27 protein-coding genes are annotated in these 23,466 nt (G+C 39.0%); 22 read left to right on the top strand and 5 right to left on the bottom strand.

Translation table 11 applies throughout. The annotated features are described in order from the left end of the window. The first annotated feature begins 7 nt into the window (after positions 1-7). The 4 genes from P0Y49_21075 to P0Y49_21060 are packed head-to-tail and all read left to right on the top strand — an operon-like array spanning position 8 to position 2,157. On the top strand, positions 8-385 hold the full coding sequence (locus P0Y49_21075) for a response regulator (protein WEK19271.1): 378 nt from the start codon (positions 8-10) through the stop codon (positions 383-385). Positions 386-388: 3 nt separating this feature from the next. Beyond that, positions 389-1,210 carry a protein-glutamate O-methyltransferase CheR gene (locus tag P0Y49_21070; GenBank protein ID WEK19270.1) on the top strand — a complete coding sequence of 274 codons (822 nt, stop codon included), beginning with the start codon at positions 389-391 and terminating at the stop codon, positions 1,208-1,210. After that, positions 1,210-1,773, top strand: coding sequence for a chemotaxis protein CheB (locus tag P0Y49_21065; protein ID WEK21819.1), 564 nt, complete (start codon positions 1,210-1,212; stop codon positions 1,771-1,773). Before P0Y49_21070 ends, P0Y49_21065 begins: the two co-directional genes overlap by 1 nt. Before the next feature lie 21 nt (positions 1,774-1,794). Beyond that, positions 1,795-2,157, top strand: coding sequence for a response regulator (locus P0Y49_21060; GenBank protein ID WEK19269.1), 363 nt, complete (start codon positions 1,795-1,797; stop codon positions 2,155-2,157). Here P0Y49_21060 and P0Y49_21055 read toward each other — a convergent pair. Continuing rightward, the gene (locus tag P0Y49_21055; GenBank protein WEK19268.1) at positions 2,150-3,832 is read right to left on the bottom strand and encodes a Zn-dependent hydrolase; all 1,683 of its coding nucleotides are present in this window, start codon (positions 3,830-3,832) and stop codon (positions 2,150-2,152) included. The genes P0Y49_21060 and P0Y49_21055 overlap by 8 nt on opposite strands. 193 nt (positions 3,833-4,025) lie before the next feature. On the opposite strand from P0Y49_21055, the gene P0Y49_21050 reads away from it, so the two are divergent. Further along, positions 4,026-4,865 (top strand): N-acetylmuramoyl-L-alanine amidase, encoded by an 840-nt coding sequence (locus P0Y49_21050; protein WEK19267.1) that lies wholly within the window; start codon positions 4,026-4,028, stop codon positions 4,863-4,865. Positions 4,866-4,901: 36 nt separating this feature from the next. On the opposite strand, the gene P0Y49_21045 is transcribed toward P0Y49_21050, so the two are convergent. Beyond that, entirely contained in the window at positions 4,902-6,563 is a 1,662-nt protein-coding gene (locus tag P0Y49_21045; GenBank protein ID WEK19266.1) for a glutamine--tRNA ligase/YqeY domain fusion protein, read from the bottom strand. A gap of 80 nt (positions 6,564-6,643) precedes the next feature. Here P0Y49_21045 and P0Y49_21040 point away from each other — a divergent pair, with 80 nt between their 5' ends. The 7 genes from P0Y49_21040 (at position 6,644) to P0Y49_21010 (ending at position 11,622) form a co-directional block, all read left to right on the top strand. Beyond that, positions 6,644-7,063: a cobalamin B12-binding domain-containing protein gene (locus P0Y49_21040; protein ID WEK19265.1), complete on the top strand. Its 420-nt coding sequence runs from the start codon at positions 6,644-6,646 to the stop codon at positions 7,061-7,063. Between the two features lie 3 nt (positions 7,064-7,066). Continuing rightward, complete coding sequence (locus P0Y49_21035; GenBank protein ID WEK19264.1) at positions 7,067-7,849, top strand: enoyl-CoA hydratase-related protein; 783 nt, start codon at positions 7,067-7,069, stop codon at positions 7,847-7,849. A 152-nt stretch (positions 7,850-8,001) separates the two neighbouring features. Then, a complete protein-coding gene (locus tag P0Y49_21030) occupies positions 8,002-9,402 on the top strand; it encodes a sigma-54 dependent transcriptional regulator (GenBank protein WEK19263.1) in 1,401 nt (466 codons plus the stop codon). Between the two features lie 11 nt (positions 9,403-9,413). Next, entirely contained in the window at positions 9,414-10,466 is a 1,053-nt protein-coding gene (locus P0Y49_21025; GenBank protein WEK19262.1) for an AI-2E family transporter, read from the top strand. Between the two features lie 52 nt (positions 10,467-10,518). After that, on the top strand, positions 10,519-10,788 hold the full coding sequence (locus P0Y49_21020; GenBank protein WEK19261.1) for a YtxH domain-containing protein: 270 nt from the start codon (positions 10,519-10,521) through the stop codon (positions 10,786-10,788). A 23-nt stretch (positions 10,789-10,811) separates the two neighbouring features. Next, positions 10,812-11,195, top strand: coding sequence for a phage holin family protein (locus P0Y49_21015; protein ID WEK19260.1), 384 nt, complete (start codon positions 10,812-10,814; stop codon positions 11,193-11,195). Further along, the gene (locus P0Y49_21010; protein WEK19259.1) at positions 11,170-11,622 is read left to right on the top strand and encodes a hypothetical protein; all 453 of its coding nucleotides are present in this window, start codon (positions 11,170-11,172) and stop codon (positions 11,620-11,622) included. Before P0Y49_21015 ends, P0Y49_21010 begins: the two co-directional genes overlap by 26 nt. Before the next feature lie 85 nt (positions 11,623-11,707). On the opposite strand, the gene aspS is transcribed toward P0Y49_21010, so the two are convergent. Next, positions 11,708-13,453 (bottom strand): aspartate--tRNA ligase, encoded by a 1,746-nt coding sequence (gene aspS / locus P0Y49_21005; protein ID WEK19258.1) that lies wholly within the window; start codon positions 13,451-13,453, stop codon positions 11,708-11,710. Positions 13,454-13,600: 147 nt separating this feature from the next. Between aspS and P0Y49_21000 the strand changes: the two genes are divergently transcribed. The 7 genes from P0Y49_21000 to P0Y49_20970 all read left to right on the top strand — a co-directional run bounded on the left by P0Y49_21000 (position 13,601) and on the right by P0Y49_20970 (position 19,683). Next, positions 13,601-14,161, top strand: coding sequence for an RNA polymerase sigma factor (locus tag P0Y49_21000; protein ID WEK19257.1), 561 nt, complete (start codon positions 13,601-13,603; stop codon positions 14,159-14,161). After that, positions 14,148-14,669 (top strand): hypothetical protein, encoded by a 522-nt coding sequence (locus P0Y49_20995; protein WEK19256.1) that lies wholly within the window; start codon positions 14,148-14,150, stop codon positions 14,667-14,669. Before P0Y49_21000 ends, P0Y49_20995 begins: the two co-directional genes overlap by 14 nt. Beyond that, entirely contained in the window at positions 14,666-15,877 is a 1,212-nt protein-coding gene (locus tag P0Y49_20990) for a hypothetical protein (protein WEK19255.1), read from the top strand. Before P0Y49_20995 ends, P0Y49_20990 begins: the two co-directional genes overlap by 4 nt. A gap of 79 nt (positions 15,878-15,956) precedes the next feature. Continuing rightward, positions 15,957-16,748, top strand: coding sequence for a TerC family protein (locus P0Y49_20985; GenBank protein WEK19254.1), 792 nt, complete (start codon positions 15,957-15,959; stop codon positions 16,746-16,748). Positions 16,749-16,757: 9 nt separating this feature from the next. Beyond that, positions 16,758-17,807, top strand: coding sequence for a nucleoid-associated protein (locus tag P0Y49_20980; GenBank protein WEK19253.1), 1,050 nt, complete (start codon positions 16,758-16,760; stop codon positions 17,805-17,807). 78 nt (positions 17,808-17,885) lie between these two features. Beyond that, positions 17,886-19,430: an MFS transporter gene (locus P0Y49_20975; protein WEK19252.1), complete on the top strand. Its 1,545-nt coding sequence runs from the start codon at positions 17,886-17,888 to the stop codon at positions 19,428-19,430. A 13-nt stretch (positions 19,431-19,443) separates the two neighbouring features. Next, on the top strand, positions 19,444-19,683 hold the full coding sequence (locus P0Y49_20970) for a hypothetical protein (protein ID WEK19251.1): 240 nt from the start codon (positions 19,444-19,446) through the stop codon (positions 19,681-19,683). A gap of 54 nt (positions 19,684-19,737) precedes the next feature. On the opposite strand, the gene P0Y49_20965 is transcribed toward P0Y49_20970, so the two are convergent. Then, entirely contained in the window at positions 19,738-20,922 is a 1,185-nt protein-coding gene (locus tag P0Y49_20965; protein ID WEK19250.1) for a class I SAM-dependent rRNA methyltransferase, read from the bottom strand. 33 nt (positions 20,923-20,955) lie between these two features. Between P0Y49_20965 and P0Y49_20960 the strand changes: the two genes are divergently transcribed. The 3 genes from P0Y49_20960 to P0Y49_20950 all read left to right on the top strand — a co-directional run bounded on the left by P0Y49_20960 (position 20,956) and on the right by P0Y49_20950 (position 22,503). Beyond that, on the top strand, positions 20,956-21,291 hold the full coding sequence (locus P0Y49_20960) for a tRNA-binding protein (GenBank protein WEK19249.1): 336 nt from the start codon (positions 20,956-20,958) through the stop codon (positions 21,289-21,291). Between the two features lie 15 nt (positions 21,292-21,306). After that, the gene (locus P0Y49_20955; GenBank protein ID WEK19248.1) at positions 21,307-21,780 is read left to right on the top strand and encodes a nucleoside deaminase; all 474 of its coding nucleotides are present in this window, start codon (positions 21,307-21,309) and stop codon (positions 21,778-21,780) included. 117 nt (positions 21,781-21,897) lie between these two features. Continuing rightward, positions 21,898-22,503, top strand: coding sequence for a superoxide dismutase (locus P0Y49_20950; protein ID WEK19247.1), 606 nt, complete (start codon positions 21,898-21,900; stop codon positions 22,501-22,503). Between the two features lie 81 nt (positions 22,504-22,584). On the opposite strand, the gene P0Y49_20945 is transcribed toward P0Y49_20950, so the two are convergent. After that, positions 22,585-23,463 (bottom strand): glycosyl hydrolase, encoded by an 879-nt coding sequence (locus P0Y49_20945; protein WEK19246.1) that lies wholly within the window; start codon positions 23,461-23,463, stop codon positions 22,585-22,587. Between the last annotated feature and the right edge of the window lie 3 nt (positions 23,464-23,466).

The raw sequence follows: 23,466 nt of genomic DNA, 5'->3' as shown, positions 1-23,466 counted from the left end.
TAGATATATGGCAGATAATAAAGTATTAATAATAGATGATGATAACCGGAATATTTTTGCTTTAACAGCGGTGTTAAAAGCAAAAGGTTATCAGTGCTTGTCTGCAACAGGTGCAGAGGAAGGGCTTGAAATTCTTATGAATGATAGCGATATTGGGGTGGTATTAATGGACATGATGATGCCCGGTTTGGACGGATATGAAGCAATGGCGATGATGAAAAAGAATCCCGAACTCAGAGGGGTACCTGTAATTGCAGTCACGGCGCAGGCAATGCTTGGGGATAGGGAGCGTTGTTTAAGTGCAGGTGCTGTTGGCTATATTTCCAAACCAATTGATGTTAATGAATTAATTAGATTGCTGAACCTTTACGTTTTAATAGAATAACGCTTGGACTTATCTGTAATTACCGATGAACATGTAGAAATATTGCTTTCTGACCTTTTGGAACAGTATGGCTACGATTTTACCGGTTACTCAAAGGCCTCTTTAAAAAGACGTATCTCCAGAATTTATGCATTGGATAGAAATTTAAGTTTCGCAGAGTTTAGGTATAGGATTTTGAATGATCAGATCTATTTTAAAAGGTTTGTTGAGCAGATTACGGTGAATGTAACCGAGATGTTTAGAGATCCATCTTTCTTCAGGAAATTAAGGGAGGAAGTATTGCCAAAGCTTGGCACTTACCCTTTTATCCGGGTGTGGGTTGCCGGCTGCTCCACAGGAGAAGAAGCTTACTCCATTTCTATTATTTTAAAGGAATTGAATTTGTTACATAAGTCACTGATTTATGCGACCGACCTTAATCCTTCTGTATTGGAAAGAGCGGGCCAAAGTATGTTTGCTTTGAGTCAAATGAAGCAATATTCTGAAAACTACATTCTATCTGGGGGTATTAAAGAGTTTTCCAGTTACTATACAGCTAGTTATTCATTGGCAAAGTTTAATGATGAACTGAAGTGTAAGATCATTTTTTCTACCCATAATCTTGTCTCCGATCATTCGTTTAATGAATTTCAGCTGATTCTCTGTAGAAATGTGTTGATTTATTTTGATAGGGATTTGCAACATAATGTGCTCGATTTGTTCGACAGTAGCCTGGATGAGCTGGGGTATCTGGCATTAGGATCAAAAGAAACAGTTGATTTTTCGAGAATTTCCAACAGGTATAAGCGGTTACCAGGAGAAAAAATATGGAGAAAGGTCGGATGATGAAGAAATGTAAAGCATTGATCATTGGGGGCTCGGCCGGTAGCCTCGAGGTATTGCTTAAAGTGCTCCCGGATGTGAAGATTGATATCTCGTTTCCAATTATCATTGTAGTACATAGAAAGCATGGGGTCGATTCTTTATTACCTGCGCTGCTTTCTACGCGCACGGAACTTATCGTTAAGGAAGTAGATGAGAAAGAAGAAATAAAGGCTGGAACGGTTTATATTGCGCCCTCAGACTATCATTTGCTAATTGAACAGGACGAAACCTTTTCTTTGGATTACTCGGAAAAGATAAATTATTCAAGACCAGCAATAGATGTTACATTTCAAACTGCAGCTGAAGTTTATAAAACAAAGCTTGCCTGTCTTTTGCTTTCGGGCTCAAATTCTGATGGGGTAAATGGATTAAAAAGTGTAAAATATTGGGGCGGCAAAGCATTAATTCAACATCCGGATTCTGCTCAGGTAGCATACATGCCTGCTCAGGCGCAACTTAATGTAGAAATTGATCAGGCACTTATGATTGAAGATATGGCAGAATTTATAAATTTGCTATCTTAAGCTCTACATCATAAACGGACTATGAACAAGAAGGTATTCGTATTTGACGATAATATTGACATTTTAGAGTTATGCACTATTATCCTGGAGGATGCGGGTTATGATATTAAAACATCTTCCACATCCAATAACATTATAGATCAGGTACTGGCTTATACTCCGGATATCATCTTTATGGATAACTGGCTGCCTGATGTAGGGGGTATAGATGCTACAAGAGCATTAAAGGCTCATGACATATTGAAGAATATTCCGGTGATCTATTTTTCCGCCAACAATGATGTAAAATCGCTGGCAAATCAGGCAGGGGCAGATGGGTATTTATCCAAGCCCTTCGATATCGAAGAGCTTGAAGAAATCATTAATAAACATTTGGCTACTTAACGCCTAAAACATCTACTCCCTGTTCGAAAATAACATCGACAGGAATTCCCTTTTTCGTTAGCCTATCAAGGTCAGATTGTAACTCCGGACTGATCACAGCTTTTTCGCGTTGTGTTTTTTCAACGGCAGCCTTATCTCCATTGCCCTGTAGCGTAATAATTAACCTGCTCAATTTGTTCATCGCATCTTCGAACTTAACAAAATCCACCTTGTAGGTGCCATTATCATTTCTGATAAATGCGCCATTATCTTTAAAGAAATTAAAGCATTGCATATTTGCCTTTCCATGAGCGCTTGCAGCCCCAAACCTCACTGAGCGTAGAATGCCGGCCATGTAGGTCGTATAAAATTGCTTAATATCTCCTTCAAGCTCACCCTTTTTAAGCAACCCAGTTACCATGTAAAGGCCTAAAACATCGGCCTTACCTTCTTCAAGCCAGGAGAATTGCTCTTGCAGAGCCTCCTTGACAAATCCTTTGCCGGTTATGGTATTTTTTATACCTAGTCCGTGCGCCACCTCGTGAAACATCACATTGGCAAAGAAAGCATCAAAGTTTATGTATTGAAGCTGATCCTTATCTATCAGTTCCTTGGCAATAGGCACAAGAATTTTATCAAACTTGGCTTTCATGGCATTTTTTAACTGGGAGCGTCTGGTTCCCTTTTTTTGTTGGATCACTTCATCATTTGGAAGGTTAACAGCTATTGTCTTAGAGCCGGCATTGCAATCACCTGCATAATATACCACATCATAGGCATTTAGCTCAGAATCTGTTCCCGGCTTTTCAGTTTTGTATTTCGCATCAACAGGAAGTCCTTTTTGTAACTCAGGCAACATGCTTACATATTTTGCCAGTTTTTTGCTCCATACTTTATCCTTTACCAGTACGTATGCCTCATAAGAAGCCCGGGCATTGAATAATTTGTCTTCGTAGTTCTCAATTGGGCCAATGATCAGGTCGAGGGTATTTGTCTTCATGTCCAGCCATGCATAATCACTGGCAGTAAAGTTATCCGTAACCAAGGCATCGGCACGTAAGTTGAGGTATTTCTTTAAACCGGTATCATCGGCAAGCAAAGCAGCTTGTTTCAATAAACTGGCTGCTTTTTGTAATTCTGTGGCATATAAAACATGATAAGGCACTGATATGAGTTTGCCGGTTTTGTCTTTTTCTATAACAGAGTATTGGCCGTACTTATCTTTTACATCAGAATTTTTAAGGTCTTCTTTCGTCATGCCGGCAGGATAAAAGGTTGCTGCATCCGGTTTTGGGCCAATGCCCAAAATAAATGGTTTGTCTCCATTTAATCTATCCCACGGGCCATAATTAATCATAACGAATTCCTTCGCTTTTTCGTCTTTAATGGTATTTAACAGGCTATCGCGCTGTGGATAAGCCTGTCTCCAAAACAGGTCATCCATAATCTGAGCGGCCTGTATCATTAATGGCAATATTTTCCGATCATTAACAGAGAGCTCATTGATATTGGTTGTTAGCTTAACTTTTTCGTAAATGGCCAGGCGTTCATTTACATATTTCTGCAAGCTGTCTTCTGCTGAAGAATGTTTCATTGCTTTTTGGTTGGTATTTCCCTGAGGGCCAGAACATGATGAGATTCCCATAATGATTGAGCATCCAGCAATAAAAACAGTTGCTTTGCTAATGTGTTTCATCTATATGTATTTATTTTCAATTGTCAGATGGAGCCTTTGATGATTAAATAATTATTTTAATCATGTTTGGTTCGTATATCAGTTAGTTTTTAATAAGTTACGAGGCCGCCAAGGCAGCATGAGATTCATATCTCGAATTATTTGCAGCTAAAATAGTAAAAAATAGTAATTTCACATCTTCTATCCCCTCAATATGGCTCAGTACTATAAAATTACAAAAATTGGACTCGTAATCGGTTCTTTATTTTTATTTGTTGCTTGTTCTACGAATAAATATGCAGCAACGGAAAAAATCTACAAGAATAAGGCCAAAGCTTTTTCTGAAATCATTAAGACTGTGCCCCCTCCGGGACAGAAAGTTGACGGCCTTGATCCTGCGCTGCAATCTTGGGTAGGATCGATCAATTTCGGTATCCGTAAGCCTAATTTTGTCATCATACATCATACAGCGCAAAACTCTCTCCAACAAACAATTAATACATTTATTGTAAAAGGTAAGAGTGAGGTCAGCTCGCATTATGTTGTAGGGAAGGATGGTGCTGTTGTGCAAATGGTAAACGATTACCTGCGGGCTAATCATGCCGGTATAGGGAGATGGGGGAATACAAATGATCTGAATTCTTCTTCTATAGGCATAGAGCTTGATAACAATGGAATTGATCAGCCATTTAGCGATGCCCAGATTAAAAGTCTGATTGCCCTTCTTGATGCTTTAAAGAAGCGGTATAATATTCCCACGGCCAATTTTATAGGTCATGCTGATATTGCACCTGGAAGGAAAAATGATCCAAAGAATTTTCCATGGAAGGTTTTGGCAAAGCAGGGCTTTGGGCTTTGGTATGACGATGTTTTAAATCTACCACCAGCGGATTTTAATGCGGAGCTGGCACTGAGGATTATCGGTTATGATACCCGCAATTTGCCTGCAGCGATTGAGGCATTTAAAATACATTTTGTGCAAACTGATATTACCCAGGTGCTCACACCGGCAGATAAGTTGATCTTGTTTAATCTGTATAAAAAGTATATGTAAACAAAAAAGGCGCTTTTTAAAGCGCCTTTTTTGTTTTTATTTATTTCCTTTTGCCCAGGCATCTTTTAAAGATACTGTGCGATTAAATACCAGATGTTCTGGTGTTGAATCTTTGTCAAGGCAGTAATAACCTTTTCTGATGAATTGATAGCGTGCATCTTTATCTGCTGTAGTCAAATAAGGCTCTATATATGCCTGTTTAATTACCTCGATACTATTCGGGTTTAGATAGTCCTTAAAATCACCTTCTTCCCCATCAGGAGATTCTATGGTGAACAGACGGTCATACATTCTTATCTCAGCATTTTTAGCATGTTTGATGCTTACCCAATGGATTGTTCCTTTTACGTTGATACCACTGGTGTCTTCACCGCTCTTCGATTCAGGAATATAAGTGCACTGTATCTCTGTTACTTTTCCCTCAGCGTCTTTTACGAAATTCTCACACTTAACAATATAGGCATGTTTAAGGCGTACCATTGCGCCGGGAGCAAGTCTGAACCATTTTTTTGCAGGTTCTTCCATGAAATCCTCGCGCTCAATCCAAAGTTCATTGCTAAACGGAATTTCCCTGTTTCCTCCTTTATCTTCAGCTTCAGGGTTGTTTTCGCCGATTAATATTTCTTCTTTTCCTTCGGGATAATTAGTAATCACCAGCTTTATCGGATCTAAAACGGCCATTACCCGATTAGCAGTCTTATTCAGGTGTTCGCGTACACAGAATTCTAAAAGACTAAGTTCTATCAGGTTCTCTCTTTTGGCAACTCCAATTCTTTCACAAAACTCACGGATACTTTCGGGCGTATAACCACGTCTTCTTAACCCGCTGATCGTTGGCATCCGGGGATCATCCCAGCCACTTACCACGCCCTCATTAACCAGTTGAAGCAATTTACGTTTGCTCATCACAGTATAAGAAAGGTTTAAACGAGCAAACTCATATTGTTTAGAAGGATAAATTTCCAGTTTTTCTATACACCAGTCATACAATTCTCTATGAGAAACATACTCCAGTGTACAGATGGAGTGGGTAATGGTTTCGATGCTATCACTTTGTCCATGCGCAAAATCATACATTGGGTAAATGCACCATTTATTCCCGGTACGGTGATGTTCTGCATGTTTAATACGATAAATTACTGGGTCACGCATGATCATGTTCGGGCTTGCCATGTCTATTTTGGCCCTTAAAGTACATGCTCCATCTTCAAATTCACCACTCTTCATACGGGTAAACAGATCCAGGTTTTCCTCAATGCTGCGGTTTCTGTATGGGCTATCTTTGCCAGGTTCGGTTGGTGTACCCTTTAGTTCTGCAATTTCTTCAGCTGTACTGTGGTCTACATAAGCCAAACCTTTTTCAATCAGCTTGACAGCGTATTCATATAGTGTATCAAAATAATCCGAGGTATATAGTTCGTTTTTCCACTCAAAGCCAAGCCATTTAATGTCAGCCTGCTGGCTGTCAACATATTCTGTTTTTTCGGTTATTGGGTTGGTGTCATCAAACCTAAGGTTTGTGTAGCCACCATATTTTTTAGTTAAACCAAAGTTTAAACAAATGGCTTTAGCATGGCCAATGTGTAAATATCCATTAGGTTCAGGTGGAAAACGGGTGATTAACGTCTTGTATTTTCCGTTATTTAAATCGTTCTCAATGATCTCCTCAATAAAGTTCAATGATCTTTCCTCACTCATATCAGCTGTAATTTTTTGGTCAAAGTTAACATAAAACAGCTAATTTACTTACATTTACAGCCTACTTATTAGCATAAAATATGAGCAATGCATTAAAAAGGCCTATCCGGGTTTTAGTGGCCAAGGTTGGACTAGATGGCCATGATAGAGGTGCAAAAGTAATCGCGACTTCTTTAAGGGATGCTGGTATGGAGGTGATTTATACTGGATTGCGCCAAACTCCAGAAATGGTGGTGAATACAGCTTTACAGGAGGATGTTGATGCCATAGGCATTTCCATTTTGTCGGGAGCCCATATGACGGTGTTTCCAAAAATCGTGGAGATTATGAAACAGAAAAATGTGACTGATGTTTTGCTTACCGGGGGAGGGATTATTCCTGAGGCGGATATGGATAAGCTTAAACAAATTGGAGTTGGAGAGTTATTCGCTCCAGGAACAACAATGGAGACGATTGTTAATTATATTAAAAACTGGGTTGCTGAAAACAGAAATTTTTAGATCATGACTTACCAAAATATTCTAACCGAATTAAAAGAGCAGATTTTATATGTAACCATTAACCGGGAACATAAATTGAATGCCTTAAATAAAGAAACACTAGCAGAATTGGCTGATGTGATCTCTTCTGCTACACAGCAGGACGAAGTGAGGGGTGTTCTTTTAACCGGAGCTGGAGAAAAAGCTTTTGTAGCAGGGGCCGATATTTCGGAGTTTTCAGATTATAACGGACAACAAGGCGAGGATTTAGCTAGAAATGGACAAAAAGTCGTTTTTGATGCAATAGAAAAATGCCCTAAACCTGTTATTGCTGCCATTAATGGTTTTGCGCTTGGCGGAGGATTAGAGCTGGCTATGGCTTGCCATATTCGCGTAGGTGCAGATCATGCAAAATTAGGTCTCCCGGAGACTTCTCTTGGTTTGATTCCCGGATACGGTGGTACGCAAAGGTTAACGCAAATTGTAGGCAAAGGAAAGGCTATTGAAATGATTGCAACGGCAGAGATGATTTCTGCTGCTGATGCAGAGAAAATCGGATTGCTGAATTATGTAGTGCCTCAATCAGAATTGATAGCGAAGGCAGAAGCTATCTTAAATAAGGTCAAATTACGAGCCCCTTTAGCAATTGCAGCTGCAATAAAATCTGTCAACTCTGCATTAGATTTTGAGGTAAATGGGTTTGAAACTGAAATAAAAGAATTTGGAAAGTGCTTCAATACCGAAGATTTTAAAGAAGGTACTCGTGCATTTTTAGAAAAAAGAAAACCAACTTTTCAGGGTAAATAGTACTCATATTCTATTTTGAGGCGGTTTTTTACTTTTCCGGGCAGCATTTTTTAATTTGGCTGGAGGAAATGTCTATGCAAAAAAGTGTAGAAAATATTTCCCATAACAAAAAAACTACCTATATTTATCTCAGTATTATTCAATAAATATCTATGAGAAAAATATTAATTGTTGACGATGAAATAAATATTGGGATACTATTATCTAAATTTTTAACACGCAATTCATTCAGTGTATCAACAGCGACAAGCGGTGTTTCAGCGATGGAATATCTGTCGAAAGAGTATTATGATTTAGTTTTATGCGATTACCGCCTGGAAGATACTGACGGCAAGGAAATGCTGATTAAAATCAAAGAAAAGTATCCCAGAACGGGGGTGATCATTATAACGGGTTATTCTGATATCAAGTTAGCCGTAGAGTTGATTAAGCTTGGTGCTTATGATTACATCACGAAGCCATTGTACCCTGATGAGATCCTGAATACGATTAATAAATCAATAGAGACGCAGATTGCACTTAACGCAGATCCTTTACCCGAAGTTTCTGAAACACCAAAACAAAGGTTTCAAAAGCAGGTTTACAGCCAGACTGATAATTTTGTAGCGGGACAAAGTAATGCTTCAAAGCATTTATTAAAACAAATCCAACTGGTTGCTCCAACCTCCTATAGTGTTATTTTGACAGGGGAGAGTGGTACCGGAAAGGAATCTGTTGCTAAAGCCATTCACTTAAATAGTCCAAGACGTGACAATCCATTTGTGGCGATGGACTGCGGTTCTTTAACCAAAGAGTTGGCAGGGAGTGAGTTTTTTGGACATGAAAAGGGATCATTTACAGGTGCTTTATATACTAAAATTGGTCATTTTGAAATGGCCAATGGCGGCACGCTCTTTTTGGATGAGGTGGGAAACCTTTCTTATGAAATTCAGGCTGCCTTGTTAAGGACTGTTCAGGAACGTAAGATCAAACGGATTGGTAGTACAAAAGAAATTGATCTCGATGTCCGGATTATTGTGGCGACGAATGAAAATCTTGGGAATGCGATTCAAAAAGGTAAGTTTAGAGAGGATCTATACCATCGTTTTAACGAATTCTCTATTGATCTCCCGCCGTTAAGTCAGCGTGGAAGAGATATTCTGATCTTTGCAAATACATTTCTGGAAGTTGCTAACCAGGAGCTTGGCAGAACTGTTCTAGGTTTTTCTCAAGAGGTAGAAGAATGCTTTTTAACCTATAACTGGCCGGGTAACGTAAGGGAATTGAAAAATGTAATCAGAAGGGCTACCTTGTTAACAGAGTCTCAGGAGATTCAACTGAAAGCACTTCCATTAGAAATTTCTACTTATGCAAAGGCTAATGCCATAGAAACAACCATGTCGCGCACGGAACGACCAAGGGATTTGAAAAATGCTGCATTAGAGGCCGAATATGAGGCTATTTTAAAAGTATTGAGAGAAGTTAATTTTAATAAAACCAAAGCGGCTAAAATTCTGAATATAGACAGGAAAACACTTTACAATAAAATGAGGGCCATTAACCTGGAGAAATAAAGCGACTTTATATGTCAATTTTCAACTATAAGCAACGGAATAATATCAACCTTGTTATTATTATAGCATTAGGTTGTTTAATTGCGTATTCTTTGCAGGGGATTTTTGGCTCTATTTTAAGTACGCTGGTTTTGTTTACCATTTTACGACCCGCATTTATGTACCTGGTTGATGTTAAGCATTGGAATAGACGTTTTTCTGCTGTGCTATTGCTTGTAATTTCAGTTATCGTACTCATTCTCCCGTTTTACGCCCTCAGTGCAATGGTGATTAAGAAAATCGGGGAACTGCAAAATGACCCGGCTTATTTTAAGGAACTTCTTTTTAAGCTGCAGCATTTGGTGCCGGTAGGTGAAAATGTTCAAAAATTAATTGGAGAGGGGTTAAGAAAGGCTGGGACCTGGGCCGCAGAACTGTTTCCTTCTCTTATATCGGGCGCATTTAATATTATCCTGGGATTAGTGCTCATGTATTTTTTACTATACTTTATGTTGGTAGAAAGAGAACGGTTTGAAAGTGCATTGATAAAGTATGCGCCTTTTAGAGCCCAAAATGCACAACGGTTTGCTCAGGAAATGCGCAATACAACTTATGCAAATGTGTTGGGTCAGGGCTTTATTGCAATGGTACAGGGTGGTTTGGTAAGCCTTTCTTTTTTTGTATTGGGGTATTCTGATCCCGTATTTTGGGGGGTGATCACTACTTTTATCTCCTTTGTCCCTGTGTTGGGACCGCCTGTCATTTTTGTCCCTGCGGCCTTAATCCAGATTGCCAATGGCAATGATTTTGGCGGTTGGGCTATGCTGATGTTCGGTTTTTTGGTAATTATAAACATCGATAACGTCTTGAGGTTCATGATTGCAAAAAAAGTTGGAAATATTCACCCCATTATAACCGTAATTGGCGTAGTTATTGGAGTACCCTTATTCGGAATACTGGGGTTGGTTTTTGGCCCGCTGTTGTTATCGTATTTTATATTGCTGATTAAAATATACGAAACAAGCTCAATGGCTTCGGAAAGATTGGAAAGAATTAAAACAATTTCTGAACACGAAGGGTTGTAATACTGGTGTTCCGGGGAATAAATATATCGTTAACCATAAAAATTTAAATGTTATGAATGATAATTCAAAAGTGTTAGTTGGATTGTTGGTTGGATTAGCTGCCGGCACCGCACTGGGTTTGCTTTTTGCTCCGGAAAAAGGAAGTGAAACCAGAGATAGATTAAGTCAATCGTTAAAAGATCTTGGTGATTCTATTAAAGATAAAGCTGCGGATGAGATCAATAACCTTAGTAACTTAAAGGATAAAGTTGTTAGCTCTGTTAAAAGCAAAATCCGTCAGTCTGAGGACGAGTTTATTGATGACGATCTGGAACACGCTTAAAAACTTGCAAAAACCACATCATAATGCAGGAAAATAAAGAAAAGAGTATTGAAGGTTTGTTTGACGACGCCAAAGATTACATAGATACGCGAGTAGAATATACCAGACTGTATCTGGTAGAAAAGTTGTCCAAAATATTTGCGGATCTGGTAACGAATGCAGTTGTTGCCATTTGCTTTGTTTTAGCCTTTTTATTTGGAACATTTACTTTGGCCCTCTTTTTATCAGATGTATTGGGTAGTTATACCCGTGGTTTTGGCTGTGTAGCACTTATCTATTTGCTACTGGCACTGATTGTGTATTATACCAAAGAAAAGTATATTGAAAAGGCAATAATAAACTTTACCATCAGGAATTACTTTAATAAACTGGCTGACAAGGATGAAGAAGAAGATCAGAAAATATAACATCAATAATATTGATGAGCTGCATGTGATGGTTTCTACTTTAAAAGCCGAACATGAACTTAAAGGTGATTTATTGATTAAGCATACCAAAGGATACCTTAACCAGTTTACTTTAGGTGCAATGATTAAGCGATACGCTACTCCTTCAGCTTTCCTTAAAATTGATGATAAGCTGAACATCAGCAGTAGCATCATGTCGATGGTATTGCCCTTTTTAATGAATACAACTTTATTTAAAGGCTCAGGGTTTTTAACTAAAACTTTAATTGGTCTGGCATCAAATAAAGTAGGAAAAACATTGGATGCGGAACATTTATCCGCCATTTTTAATTCCATCAAATCCTGGTTTAGCGGGACTAAAAAGAAAGATGAAAAGATGCCACAATACGTGGATTACGGGATACCTCCCGATAGTGAGACTTATTAATTAAAAGCTCCCGGTACTGCACCGGGAGCTTTTTTTGTCCTTATTTTCCGGTTTTTTGTAGTAATTGTGGATAATCGCTTGATAACTAAACTGTCGATTTTATTTTTAGTTCATTCAATTGTTTCTCATCAATTGTAGAAGGACTATCAATCATTACATCCCTTCCAGAGTTATTCTTAGGGAAGGCGATTACATCGCGGATACTATCTAAGCCAGCGAAAATAGAGCACAACCGGTCAAATCCAAAGGCAATCCCACCATGTGGAGGTGCACCAAATTCAAAGGCATCCATCAGAAAGCCAAATTGTTTCTGCGCCTCTTCAGGAGAGAATCCTAAGTGTTTAAACATTAAGGCTTGAAGTGCTCTGTCGTGGATACGGATAGATCCACCACCAATTTCAGTACCATTTACCACCATGTCATAAGCATTTGCCCTAACCTGACCCGGGTTGGTATCCAATAAGGCAATATCTTCCGGTTTTGGAGAAGTAAAAGGGTGGTGCATAGCATGGTAACGCTCTGATTCCTCATCCCATTCCAATAGCGGAAAATCAAGTACCCAAAGGGCGCTGAATTTGTTTTTATCACGTAAACCTAAACGGGTACCCATTTCCAGGCGCAATTCGCTCAGCTGCTTGCGTACTTTATCTGTATTTCCTGCCATTAGAAGCGCTAAGTCTCCAGGTTGGGTGTCAAGGGCTGTCGACCACTTTTTAAGCTCGTCTTCGCTGTAAAATTTATCTACAGAAGATTTTAATGAACCATCTTCATTGTGTCTCAGATAAATTAAGCCTGTGGCACCAATTTGTGGACGCTTAATGAAGTCAGTTAATTCGTCAACCTGTTTACGTGTATAGTTTGCACAACCTTTAGCATTGATACCGATAACCAGTTCTGCATTATCAAATACAGGGAAGTCTTTTCCTTTAACGATGTCATTTAATTCTACAAACTGCATTTCAAAACGCGTGTCAGGTTTGTCAGAACCGTATAAACGCATGGCATCAGCGTATTGCATTCTTGGAACTTCCGGTAAATCAAAGTTTTTAAGGTCTTTGAACAAGGTACGGATCAATCCCTCAAAAGTATTTAGTATGTCTTCCTGCTCAATAAACGACATCTCACAGTCAATCTGTGTAAATTCAGGTTGTCTATCAGCACGTAAATCTTCATCTCTGAAACATTTTACGATTTGGAAATAACGATCAAATCCGGAAACCATTAGCAATTGTTTGAACGTTTGTGGTGATTGAGGCAAAGCGTAAAATTCGCCTGCATTCATTCTGCTTGGTACCACAAAATCTCTTGCACCTTCCGGTGTAGATTTGATTAAAACAGGCGTTTCTACTTCAATAAAGTCCAGCCCATCTAAATAACGACGAACAGCTTGTGCCATTTTATGACGCAAGATCATGTTATTACGGACAGGGTTTCTGCGTAAGTCTAAATAGCGGTATTTCATGCGTAAATCATCACCACCATCAGTTTCATCATCAATCATGAACGGAGGTAATTTTGCAGCATTTAACACCTCAAGTGCAGTGACTTTTATTTCGACTTCACCCGTCGGCATTTTAAGGTTTTTGTTAGAACGCTCTACTACCTGTCCGATTGCTTTGATGACAAATTCGCGGCCCAGATTACGAGCAGCCTCGCACAATTCACGGTTATCATCCATATTGAAAACCAATTGAGTTATGCCATACCTGTCACGAATGTCTATGAAAGTCATTCCTCCTAAATCTCTTGATTTCTGAACCCAGCCACATAGGGTTACGTTTTCGCCCAGGTTCTTAATGGTTAAAGCGCCGCAAGTAGTTGTTCTTAGCATTAGTATTAAAGTATTAAGTAGCAAAAATATTCATTTTGAACCACATATTTCAAACCAGGATGATTTTACTTGATATATTCAAGAATTTTTAAATAAAGATGCAACGTTTCGGAATTTACATTGTCATATATAACGAATAAGAAAATATTGGAAACAACATACATAGATAAGCATATCGCTCTTGTAGATCAATGCAGGAAAGGGGATCGTAAGGCACAGTTTGAAATTTACAAATTGTACAGTAAGGCTATGTACAATGTGGCATATAGAATTGTAAATTTTGAAGAGGAAGCAGAGGATATTTTACAGGAGTCTTTTTTAGATGTTTTTACAAGGATCGATAGCTTTAGGGGTGAAACGACATTCGGTTTATGGTTAAAGCAAATCGTGATCAATAAATCTATCAATCAGTTGAGAAAGCGAAAAGTGGATTTTGTAAATATTGATGAGATGGATATTGTTGAGGATGAGGATGATGGTTTGTTCGGTTTGGAGTTGAAGGCAGAAGAAATCAGGCAAGCAATCATGAGTCTTCCGGACAAACATAGGGTGATATTGAGCTTGTACCTACTTGAGGGATACGACCATAGTGAGATTGCTCATGTATTAAAAATTTCTGAAGGAACATCACGATCACAATTTATGCGGGCTAAATTAAAATTAAATGATTTTTTGATAAAGGGAGGGGTAAAAGATGAAAGATATTGAGGATTACATTAAAAAAAACAAGGCGGATTTCGATGTTGAAATCCCATCAGATCAACTTTGGGGAAGAATCGAAGCCGGACTAAATCAGGGAAAAATAGATAGGCGGAAGTTCCCTTTTTGGTTGAATATCGCCGCATCTATCCTATTGGTTGTGGGGATTGTAGGCTTATTTAAGTTTTATGGAAGGAATAGTAGGCCTGAACTTTCAGCAACAAATTTTGGATATGAAAAAGGGGAAATAAGGTTTGCTAGCTTAATCGAAGAGAAAAGGGACAGTTTGTTGATTTATGCCAAAGACAATCCTGACCTATACAAGAAATTTAATGAAGATCTTAATGAACTGAACAAAGATTATGAACAGTTGAAAAAAGAACTATTACACAGTCCAGATCAAAGAACTGTGGTTAAGGCAATGGCTTATAATCTGGAAACGCAATTGCAGATTGTAAGCCAGCAATTATCTGTAATCAGCCAGGTTAATAATTATAAAAGAGAAAATAGGTTATGAAAAAATTAAGTAGAATAATCGGCATTGCCATTTGTATAATTTGCCTTATGTGTGGGCAGTCTATTTATGCTGTTGGGACAACGTCGTTTTCACATACCGGAATTGCGCTGCCAATAGGACAGGAAGTTGAGGAGCAGGATCCCGGGCTGAGCAAAATCAGCAAGACTTTTGCGGTAAATGCTTCAGACAAAGTAATTCTAGATAATCAGTATGGCGCATTGACTGTCAGGACATGGAATAAGAATGAGGTGAAGCTTGATGTTATCCTATATGGAAGTCCAGAATTGGATGCCCGAAAATTATCAGAAATGGTAACAGTAAATGCTGTTAAAAAAGAAGGAGCAGTAGTTTTAGAAACAAGGCTTTCTGGTGATAAACCGCTAAACGGGAAGAAAATCAGATTTGAGGTTCTGGTCTACATGCCTGAAACGAATAATCTGACACTATCACATCAATACGGAAATGTAAATATTGGCGATTTTAGCGGCTCAGTCGTTGCAAAAGTTCAATACGGCGATTTTGTTGCAGGAGAGCTGAAAAATAGCAATAATGATCTTTCTATCAGCTATGGGAGTACCCTAGTTAAAAATATCAACAAAGCTAAAATTTCACAGGAATATGGACATGGTTTAATGATTGGGACCGTTGGTACGCTGTCTCTAAATGCGGCCTATGCAGCTGTAAAGATCAATACGATTACAGAAAAAGCAAGTATTTCGCAACAATATGGCGCCGGGTTAATTATTGGCACAGTTGGACAATTGAACCTGGATGCTGCTTATGCCAGTGCTCAAATTGGAGTAATTAAAGGACCGGCTAAGATTTCCCATCAATATAGTGAGCTCATCATAGGTGCCGTCAATGGGCTAAATTTAGATGCTCAATACACTAGTGTAAAGATCGGACATTTAAATGGTTACGGCAGACTGAATGTTCAATACAACAGTTTAAATATTGGTGATGTAGGAACCGATTGCCAGTCGTTAATTGTAGAATGTGCCTATGTAAAAACCGGCATCAAATTTAACAATAACTATAATGGTAGTTTAGAAGCAATTACTAGTAAATCATCATTTAAGTACGGGCCCGGAATTTCAGTAAAACTTGAAGAAAATAAAAAGGATAAACGATATACCGGTAAAATAGGAGGTGGTGGTAATTCGAAAGTAAAACTGATTTCCAGCTATGGATCGACGGTTGTCAATTGAAAAATTAGAATAAACAACTGAAGGGCTTGTTGATTTATCAGCAGGCTTTTTTATATCTTAGCGGCTATATAACTACTATATGGAACTTTTAAGTAGCCCGGAAGCTTGGATCTCACTTTTAACCCTAACGGTTCTCGAGATCGTTTTGGGGATAGATAATATCATCTTTATCTCTATCCTGTCGGGCAAACTACCTGCACATCAGCAAAAAAAAGGGCGTCAGGTTGGTTTGGCTTTAGCAATGATCACCAGGGTGTTGCTGCTTTTGTCCCTTACCTGGGTAATGACCCTAACTGCACCCCTGTTTAACATAGGTTCGTTGTTAAATATATCCAACTCGGAATGGCTTGGTAAACTGGCCATATCAGGTCGCGATCTGATCCTGATTGTAGGAGGATTGTTCTTAATTTATAAAAGTACCCACGAGATTCATGACAAGCTGGAAAGTGAGGAAGAGAAGGAAATTAAAGGAAAAGTATATTCATTTACCGGTGTAATTGTACAAATCCTATTACTGGATATTGTTTTCTCTTTAGACTCAGTAATTACCGCTGTTGGTATGGCAGAACATGTAGAAATTATGATTGCTGCGGTTGTTATAGCGGTAATTATCATGATGGTATCTGCAAGTGCAATCAGTAATTTTGTAAATAATCACCCTACAGTAAAAATGCTGGCTTTGTCCTTCCTGTTGCTAATTGGCGTTTCACTATTAGCTGAAGGATTTGATCAGCATATCCCTAAAGGATACATTTACTTTGCCATGGCCTTCTCTATTTTAGTAGAAATGCTGAATTTGAAGATGAAAAAAAATGCGAAGAAGCCGGTTGAGCTACGCAATGTCCCTAATGAACACGAAACCAAAGCTTAATTTTTCTGAATGATTTCTTTTTTTGAGGCCTCACTGGCCGAATTATCTATACACCGAATCGGAAATAAATCCGAAGATGAATTTTATGTGTTGTCTGAAAAATCAATTGAGATCAGAGACATTACTTTGAGTAATTTATTACAACAATATTTTTTGTCACCTTATGGAAAGGTAAATGAAGTTTACCGGTTTATTCATCCAAATGGTGATTTGAATCTGAATGAAGCTTATCATTTTGCTACGGAGATATTTGAGAATGGTGAAACATTCCATGAGAACAGTAAGCAGTTGGCTAAATATCTATATGATGTTTCCGGGCATCCAAAGATTAAGTCAGGGGAGTTGTATGTGGCTTATTTTGAAAATGTACAGATAGAAGGAGAGCTTCATGATGCGATCGGAATCTTTAAATCTGAGACGAAGGAAAGCTACTTAAAAGTTTTCCCTGAGCAGGATGGTTTTGGCTTAAGTTATGAACAGGAAGCGATTAATATCAATAAGCTGGATAAAGGCTGCCTGATCTTTAATGTCGATAAGGAAGAAGGCTTCAAAGTCGCTGTAATTGATCAAAGAAGTGCAGAGGCCGTTTACTGGAAGGATGAGTTTTTAAAGCTTAAAATCAGAAATGATAGTTTCAATCAAACTGCTGGTGTTTTGGGCGTGTATAAAAACTTTGTAACAGAGAAGCTTGATGAGGAATTCGAAATTTCAAAAGCTGATAAGATCGATTTGCTAAACAAATCGATGAAGTATTTCAAAGAGAAAGAGAGCTTTGACCTGGAGGAGTTTTCTAACGAGGTTATTGGCAATACAGAAGGAATTGAATCCTTTAAAAATTATAAGAAAAGCTTCGAAGAAGAGTTTGATCAGCCTATTCCGGATAGTTTTGACATTTCAGGTGCTGCGGTAAAAAAGCAGGCCCGTGCTTATAAAAGCGTATTAAAGCTGGATAAGAATTTCCATATCTATATTCATGGCGACAAGGAGCTGATTGAAAAAGGATTTGATGACGACAAGTACATGAACTATTACAAGGTTTTCTTTAAAGAAGAGGAATAACTTTTACAGGAGTGCTGTGCTCATCATTCATTAATAAATTGTAGATTTATTTTTTAAGTCAAACATTTTAAACCAAATATGAGCCAGGAACCACAACAAACCGGTATTTTTAAAGTTATAGGCGCCTCGTCACTGGGGACGCTGATTGAATGGTATGATTTTTACATTTTTGGAAGTCTTGCTACCATTATTGGATCACAATTATTCCCTGCAGATGCCGGAGCTTCAGCCTTAATTAATACATTGGCTATTTTTGCTGCCGGGTTTATTGTCCGTCCTTTTGGCGCACTGGTATTTGGTCGCCTGGGTGATCTGATTGGTAGGAAATATACTTTTTTATTAACCCTTGTCCTAATGGGTGGGTCGACCTTTTTAATTGGGTTAATTCCTTCTTATTCAAGTATCGGTTATGCAGCTCCTATACTGGTGTTAATATTAAGACTGATACAAGGCCTGGCGCTTGGAGGGGAATACGGGGGAGCGGCTACTTATGTTGCTGAACATGCTCCTGCTAATAAGAGGGGTTTTTTTACCAGCTGGATTCAGACAACAGCTACCGGAGGGCTATTTTTATCTCTTGGGATCATTGTGTTAACCAAAAACCTGGTAGGTGCAGATAGCTTTGCAGACTGGGGCTGGAGGATACCCTTCCTGCTTTCAATCCTATTGGTTGGGGTTTCTATCTACATCAGGATGAAGATGCATGAATCGCCAATGTTTAGCAAGCTAAAATCAGAAGGAAAAGTATCTAAAAACCCCTTAAAGGAAAGTTTCAACAATAAAACGAATTTTAAAATGGTGTTGCTTGCCTTGTTTGGAGCCACTATGGGGCAGGGAGTGATTTGGTATACGGGACAATTTTATGCACAATCCTTTATAGAGAATACCTGTCATGTTGATTTTAATGATTCAAGGTATATTCTATTGTGGGGAATTGCTTTTGCTACACCATTCTTTGTTGTTTTTGGTTCCTGGAGCGATAAAGTAGGTCGTAAGTGGATTATGCTTACCGGAATGCTATTGGGTGTGATATTTTATCGTCCTATTTATCAGATTTTCCTGGACGACACCGATGTTTCGAAGGTAGAGCAAAAGGATATAAAAGAAATTTCTAATCCGGTAGTTATGCGGACGGCTGTAGTCGGAACAACAGACAGCTTGATTTCAACGAGTTCGATGGTAACCTTATTGGACGGTTCGTCATTTAAGAAGATACAATCACATACTAAGTTCGCAGATGCAGGTAAACCAGTTGTTGAGTTGCCTGATGTTTATAAGGATAAAAAGCTATCAACCCCCACTTTCTGGAAATTTGTACTGTTAATTTTCTTCCAGATCCTACTGGTAACGATGGTTTATGGGCCGATAGCGGCCTTTTTAGTTGAGCTATTTCCTACCAAGATCAGGTATACTTCGATGTCCTTACCTTATCATGTTGGTAATGGTGTTTTTGGAGGTTTGGTGCCATTTATTGCAACGCTTATTGTCAGTTTCTCGGGTGCTACGCCTTTATCAGGCTTATGGTATCCAATAGGGATAGCCGCCTTGAGTTTGGTTATAGGAACAGTTTATTTATCTAATAAAAAGCCTGATCATAACGAGGCTGAATCAGAAAATCATTAAAAACATTCAGATTATGAACGCATTAAAAAAAGCATTAGGAGTAGTTTGGATCATATTGGGTCCTGCGTCTATTATATTTCTGTTTATGCAGGCTATTGAAAAAATAGGTTTGGCCGAAGAAGGGGTGCATAAAACAAACACCGCTTTGCAATGGGGTATTATATTATTCATCTTTATTCCAATCAGCGCCGGCCTGGTGATATTTGGCTATTATGCGCTCAAAGGAGAGTATGATCAATTACCGGAAGATTAGTTATTGTAGAAAAGGGGCGTTATCAGGCAATGGATAACGCCCCTTTCTATGTGCTTATAATACTCTTAGTAGTAGTCCTTTTAAGTATTCCCCTTCAGGGAAGGAAATTCTTACCGGGTGGTCTTCAGGCTGACTAAACTGTTTTATGATCTGAACTTCTCTGCCCGCATCTAATGCAGCCCAGGCAATGATCTGTTTAAAGGTTTCCAGATCTACAGCACCCGAACAAGAATAAGTGGCCAGTATACCGCCTTCTTTTAGCAGGAGCATGCCAAGCCTGTTCAAGTCTTTGTAAGCCCTTGCAGCGCGGTCTAAAGCCGATCTGGAAGGCGCATATTTAGGGGGATCTAATACCAGTACATCAAAGGTTTTTCCTTCCTCCTTAAAAGCACGGAGCTGTTTGTTCACATCCGATTGGATACTGGTTTGTTTATCCGCACTAAAACCATTCAGTTCAAGGTTATGTTTCAAGGTTTCAATGGCCAGGGCCGAGCTGTCTACACTGGTTACATGTGCAGCTTCATATTTTAAGCTGTTTAATGTAAAACCACCACTGTAGCAAAAGCAGTCCAATACGGTTTTGTCTTTTGTATAGGCTGCCAGGATCTGCCTGTTGTCACGCTGATCACAATAGAACCCTGATTTTTGCCCATCAGCAATGTTGATGTGATACAGAATGCCGTTTTCTTTTACCTCAATAAATTCTGGAGGTGTTTCTCCCCAAAGCAATCCTTGTACAGGCTCCAAGTTTTCGTGCTTGCGTGCACCGGCATCACTTTTATCAAATATTCCCTTAGGGTTTAGTTCTTGTCTTAATATATCAATGATATCTTCTTGTACGGCCTCAATTCCGGCGCTCAATACTTGTAATGATAAGAAATCGGCATACTTGTCCACTATAAGACCAGGTAAAAAATCCGCTTCGCTAAATACCAATCTGCAAGTGTTGGTCTCCGCATTTAATACATGAGCGCGCGAAGCAATAGCGGCCTTTAGTTTCTGCTGATACCAGCTTTTATCTATTGTGGTGTTTTCATCCCACTCTAACAAGCGGAGTGCCACCCTTGATTGATCATTATAATAGGCATAGGCAAGAAATTCTTTTTCGGCTGACCTTACAATTACCACCTCACCATTTTCGGGCTTTCCTTTAATTTTATCAATTGCACCTGAGAAAATCCAGGGATGGCGCAGCACAGCAGCTTTCTCTTTGCCTTTTTTAAGTATTACATCGATCATGGCGACAAAGATAATAAATTGTAAATTCACGGCATGGAAGAAATAATCTGGAACGACTTTGAGAAAGTTGAATTATGTGCGGGAACCATTTTAGAAGTCTTTGATTATCCGGAAGCTAGAAAACCAGCCTATAAGGTAAAAGTGGATTTTGGAGAATTGGGCATTAAAATGAGCTCTGCACAGATCACAAAGCTGTATACGAAAGAAGAATTAGTTGGTCGACAGATTGTAGGGGTGGTCAATTTTCCTAAAAAGCAGATCGGTAAATTTATGTCGGAGTTTTTGGTGACCGGATTTGCGGATGAAAACGGAGATATTGTGTTAACTACTTTAAATGGAAAAGTTCCTAATGGGAGTAAAATGATATAATACTATCTTTGGACCATGAGCTTTTATAATTTTTCAGAAGAAGAAAACCCTGCCGCAGAAGATGAGCATTTTATGCGTTTGGCTTTACACGAAGCGCAAAAAGCTTACGAGGCCGAAGAGATCCCGATAGGAGCGATAGTAGTTTGTAAAGGCCGTATAGTTGGTCGTGGGCACAATTTAACCGAGCAGTTGAATGATGTAACTGCTCATGCAGAAATGCAGGCATTTACAGCAGCATCACAAACCCTTGGAGGCAAATATTTAAAGGACTGTACTTTATACGTAACCATTGAGCCTTGTGTGATGTGTGCGGGCGCAAGTTACTGGACCCAGATCGGCAAATTGGTATACGGAGCACCTGAACCCAAAAGAGGTTTTACCACAAAAGGAGCTAATTTATTACACCCAAAAACAGCCGTGAAGAGCGGTGTTCTTGCCCTGGAATGTGGGGCTTTGATGAAAAAGTTTTTCGAAAATAAAAGGGGCTAAACTTGACAAAGTATTGAACAAAACTTAACCCTTGATTGTTATATTTGCTGTTGAAGTCGGCAATTAACCAATCGTTGGCATAAATTAAATAATTATTTAAACTTAAATCATAATAGTATGGCTTTTGAATTACCTGCGTTACCGTACGCTACAGACGCATTAGAACCGCATATCGATAAATTAACTATGGAAATCCACCATGGTAAACATCATCAGGCTTACGTTACTAACCTAAATAAAGCTTTAGAAGGCAAACCTGAAGCAAACGAAAGCATCGAAGAAATTATAAAAAACATCTCTAAGTTTCCTGTTGCAGTAAGAAACAACGGTGGTGGTCATTATAACCACTCAATGTTTTGGGAAGTTATTGGTCCAAACAAAGGTGGAGAGCCTAAAGGTGCTTTAGCTGATGCAATCAATGCCGCATTTGGTTCATTCGCTGATTTTAAAACTAAATTTGCTGAAGCTGGTGCAACTCGTTTTGGTTCAGGATGGGCTTGGTTAAGCGTTGGTGCTGATAAAAAATTAGTAGTTTCATCTACCCCTAACCAGGATAACCCTTTAATGGATATCGCAGAGGTAAAGGGTACGCCAATTCTAGGTATGGATGTATGGGAACATGCTTACTACCTGAAATATCAAAACAGACGTCCTGATTACATCTCTGCTTTCTGGAATGTAGTGAACTGGGATGCTGTAGCTGAGCGTTTCAAAAAAGCTTAATTTTCTTCCTGTTTTTATAGCAGGATCAATGATATGTAAAGGCCCCGACGTTTTGTGTCGGGGCCTTTGTTATTTGTGAAGTTACCGTTTGATTTCTGTGTTTGGTTTAAATTCAGAATACCATTTTCCAAGTTTAGTTAGATTGCCATTGGCATCAACCAATGACGAAGGCCACAAACGAGAACTTGTTGGTGAACCCGAGAACCAGGAGTAGCGCTGCACAAAATCTAGGGCTTCCAGTTTAGGTAACAATCGCTGCATAAAGGCCAATACCATGTCTGGAGTAAAGGGATTTTCTGCCATAGTAGTGGCTTTATCCGAAACAGTTGCAAATTCGGTAATCCAGATGGGTTTATGGTATTTGTTGTATAGATCCTGGAGTACATTTATAAATGCAACATCATCAGTGCCCACATACATATGCACGCAGATAAAGTCAACACGTCTTTTTTGAGCGATGGCCTGATCCATAAAATCATAAATCCATTGCCTGGTTGGCCATGAAGCCGCTGGGCTGCCTAGCGGCAACCCAATCGTTTCAAGTTGTGGCCATAAAGCCAGTGCATCCTGTACGGTCATGTTCGACTGGTCAGCAAGATCAGGTTCATTAAAGCCAAGTACATATTTAGCCCTCCCCTGGTCTTTTAACTGTTTTACGTAGGCAATATTGGCATCCGTTACATTTGCTTTACTCCAGAACATCGGTACAAATTCACAGTTTTGTGGTACAAGTTCGAAAGGAACTGAAGTACCCCAGGTATAGAACCAGTGACTTTGCAGTGTGATGGTATTGCCCCACCAGGTTCCATTTTTAGTGTTCGTACTAAAATCAGCACCCTTTTTGCCTGTGGCTGTATAATTGCCCGACACAGCTTTTGTTGGTATATATACATTGCTTTTTGAGCAGCCCATAATGGCCGTACAGCAACCAATAAATAACAGGTTTAAAATCTTAATCATCTT

The sequence above is a fragment of the Candidatus Pedobacter colombiensis genome (assembly GCA_029202485.1).
Taxonomy (GTDB): domain Bacteria; phylum Bacteroidota; class Bacteroidia; order Sphingobacteriales; family Sphingobacteriaceae; genus Pedobacter; species Pedobacter colombiensis.
This window is presented reverse-complemented; position numbering and strand designations above follow the sequence as displayed.

Excerpts from the sequence above, each read along its gene's own strand:
- P0Y49_21075 (WEK19271.1), top strand. The coding sequence starts at position 8 with ATGGCAGATAATAAAGTATTAATAATAGATGATGATAACCGGAATATT.
- P0Y49_21065 (WEK21819.1), top strand. The coding sequence starts at position 1,210 with ATGAAGAAATGTAAAGCATTGATCATTGGGGGCTCGGCCGGTAGCCTC.
- P0Y49_21060 (WEK19269.1), top strand. The coding sequence starts at position 1,795 with ATGAACAAGAAGGTATTCGTATTTGACGATAATATTGACATTTTAGAG.
- P0Y49_21055 (WEK19268.1), bottom strand. The coding sequence starts at position 3,832 with ATGAAACACATTAGCAAAGCAACTGTTTTTATTGCTGGATGCTCAATC.
- P0Y49_21050 (WEK19267.1), top strand. The coding sequence starts at position 4,026 with ATGGCTCAGTACTATAAAATTACAAAAATTGGACTCGTAATCGGTTCT.
- P0Y49_21045 (WEK19266.1), bottom strand. The coding sequence starts at position 6,563 with ATGAGTGAGGAAAGATCATTGAACTTTATTGAGGAGATCATTGAGAAC.
- P0Y49_21040 (WEK19265.1), top strand. The coding sequence starts at position 6,644 with ATGAGCAATGCATTAAAAAGGCCTATCCGGGTTTTAGTGGCCAAGGTT.
- P0Y49_21035 (WEK19264.1), top strand. The coding sequence starts at position 7,067 with ATGACTTACCAAAATATTCTAACCGAATTAAAAGAGCAGATTTTATAT.
- P0Y49_21030 (WEK19263.1), top strand. The coding sequence starts at position 8,002 with ATGAGAAAAATATTAATTGTTGACGATGAAATAAATATTGGGATACTA.
- P0Y49_21025 (WEK19262.1), top strand. The coding sequence starts at position 9,414 with ATGTCAATTTTCAACTATAAGCAACGGAATAATATCAACCTTGTTATT.
- P0Y49_21020 (WEK19261.1), top strand. The coding sequence starts at position 10,519 with ATGAATGATAATTCAAAAGTGTTAGTTGGATTGTTGGTTGGATTAGCT.
- P0Y49_21015 (WEK19260.1), top strand. The coding sequence starts at position 10,812 with ATGCAGGAAAATAAAGAAAAGAGTATTGAAGGTTTGTTTGACGACGCC.
- P0Y49_21010 (WEK19259.1), top strand. The coding sequence starts at position 11,170 with ATGAAGAAGAAGATCAGAAAATATAACATCAATAATATTGATGAGCTG.
- aspS (WEK19258.1), bottom strand. The coding sequence starts at position 13,453 with ATGCTAAGAACAACTACTTGCGGCGCTTTAACCATTAAGAACCTGGGC.
- P0Y49_20995 (WEK19256.1), top strand. The coding sequence starts at position 14,148 with ATGAAAGATATTGAGGATTACATTAAAAAAAACAAGGCGGATTTCGAT.
- P0Y49_20990 (WEK19255.1), top strand. The coding sequence starts at position 14,666 with ATGAAAAAATTAAGTAGAATAATCGGCATTGCCATTTGTATAATTTGC.
- P0Y49_20985 (WEK19254.1), top strand. The coding sequence starts at position 15,957 with ATGGAACTTTTAAGTAGCCCGGAAGCTTGGATCTCACTTTTAACCCTA.
- P0Y49_20980 (WEK19253.1), top strand. The coding sequence starts at position 16,758 with ATGATTTCTTTTTTTGAGGCCTCACTGGCCGAATTATCTATACACCGA.
- P0Y49_20975 (WEK19252.1), top strand. The coding sequence starts at position 17,886 with ATGAGCCAGGAACCACAACAAACCGGTATTTTTAAAGTTATAGGCGCC.
- P0Y49_20970 (WEK19251.1), top strand. The coding sequence starts at position 19,444 with ATGAACGCATTAAAAAAAGCATTAGGAGTAGTTTGGATCATATTGGGT.
- P0Y49_20965 (WEK19250.1), bottom strand. The coding sequence starts at position 20,922 with ATGATCGATGTAATACTTAAAAAAGGCAAAGAGAAAGCTGCTGTGCTG.
- P0Y49_20960 (WEK19249.1), top strand. The coding sequence starts at position 20,956 with ATGGAAGAAATAATCTGGAACGACTTTGAGAAAGTTGAATTATGTGCG.
- P0Y49_20955 (WEK19248.1), top strand. The coding sequence starts at position 21,307 with ATGAGCTTTTATAATTTTTCAGAAGAAGAAAACCCTGCCGCAGAAGAT.
- P0Y49_20950 (WEK19247.1), top strand. The coding sequence starts at position 21,898 with ATGGCTTTTGAATTACCTGCGTTACCGTACGCTACAGACGCATTAGAA.
- P0Y49_20945 (WEK19246.1), bottom strand. The coding sequence starts at position 23,463 with ATGATTAAGATTTTAAACCTGTTATTTATTGGTTGCTGTACGGCCATT.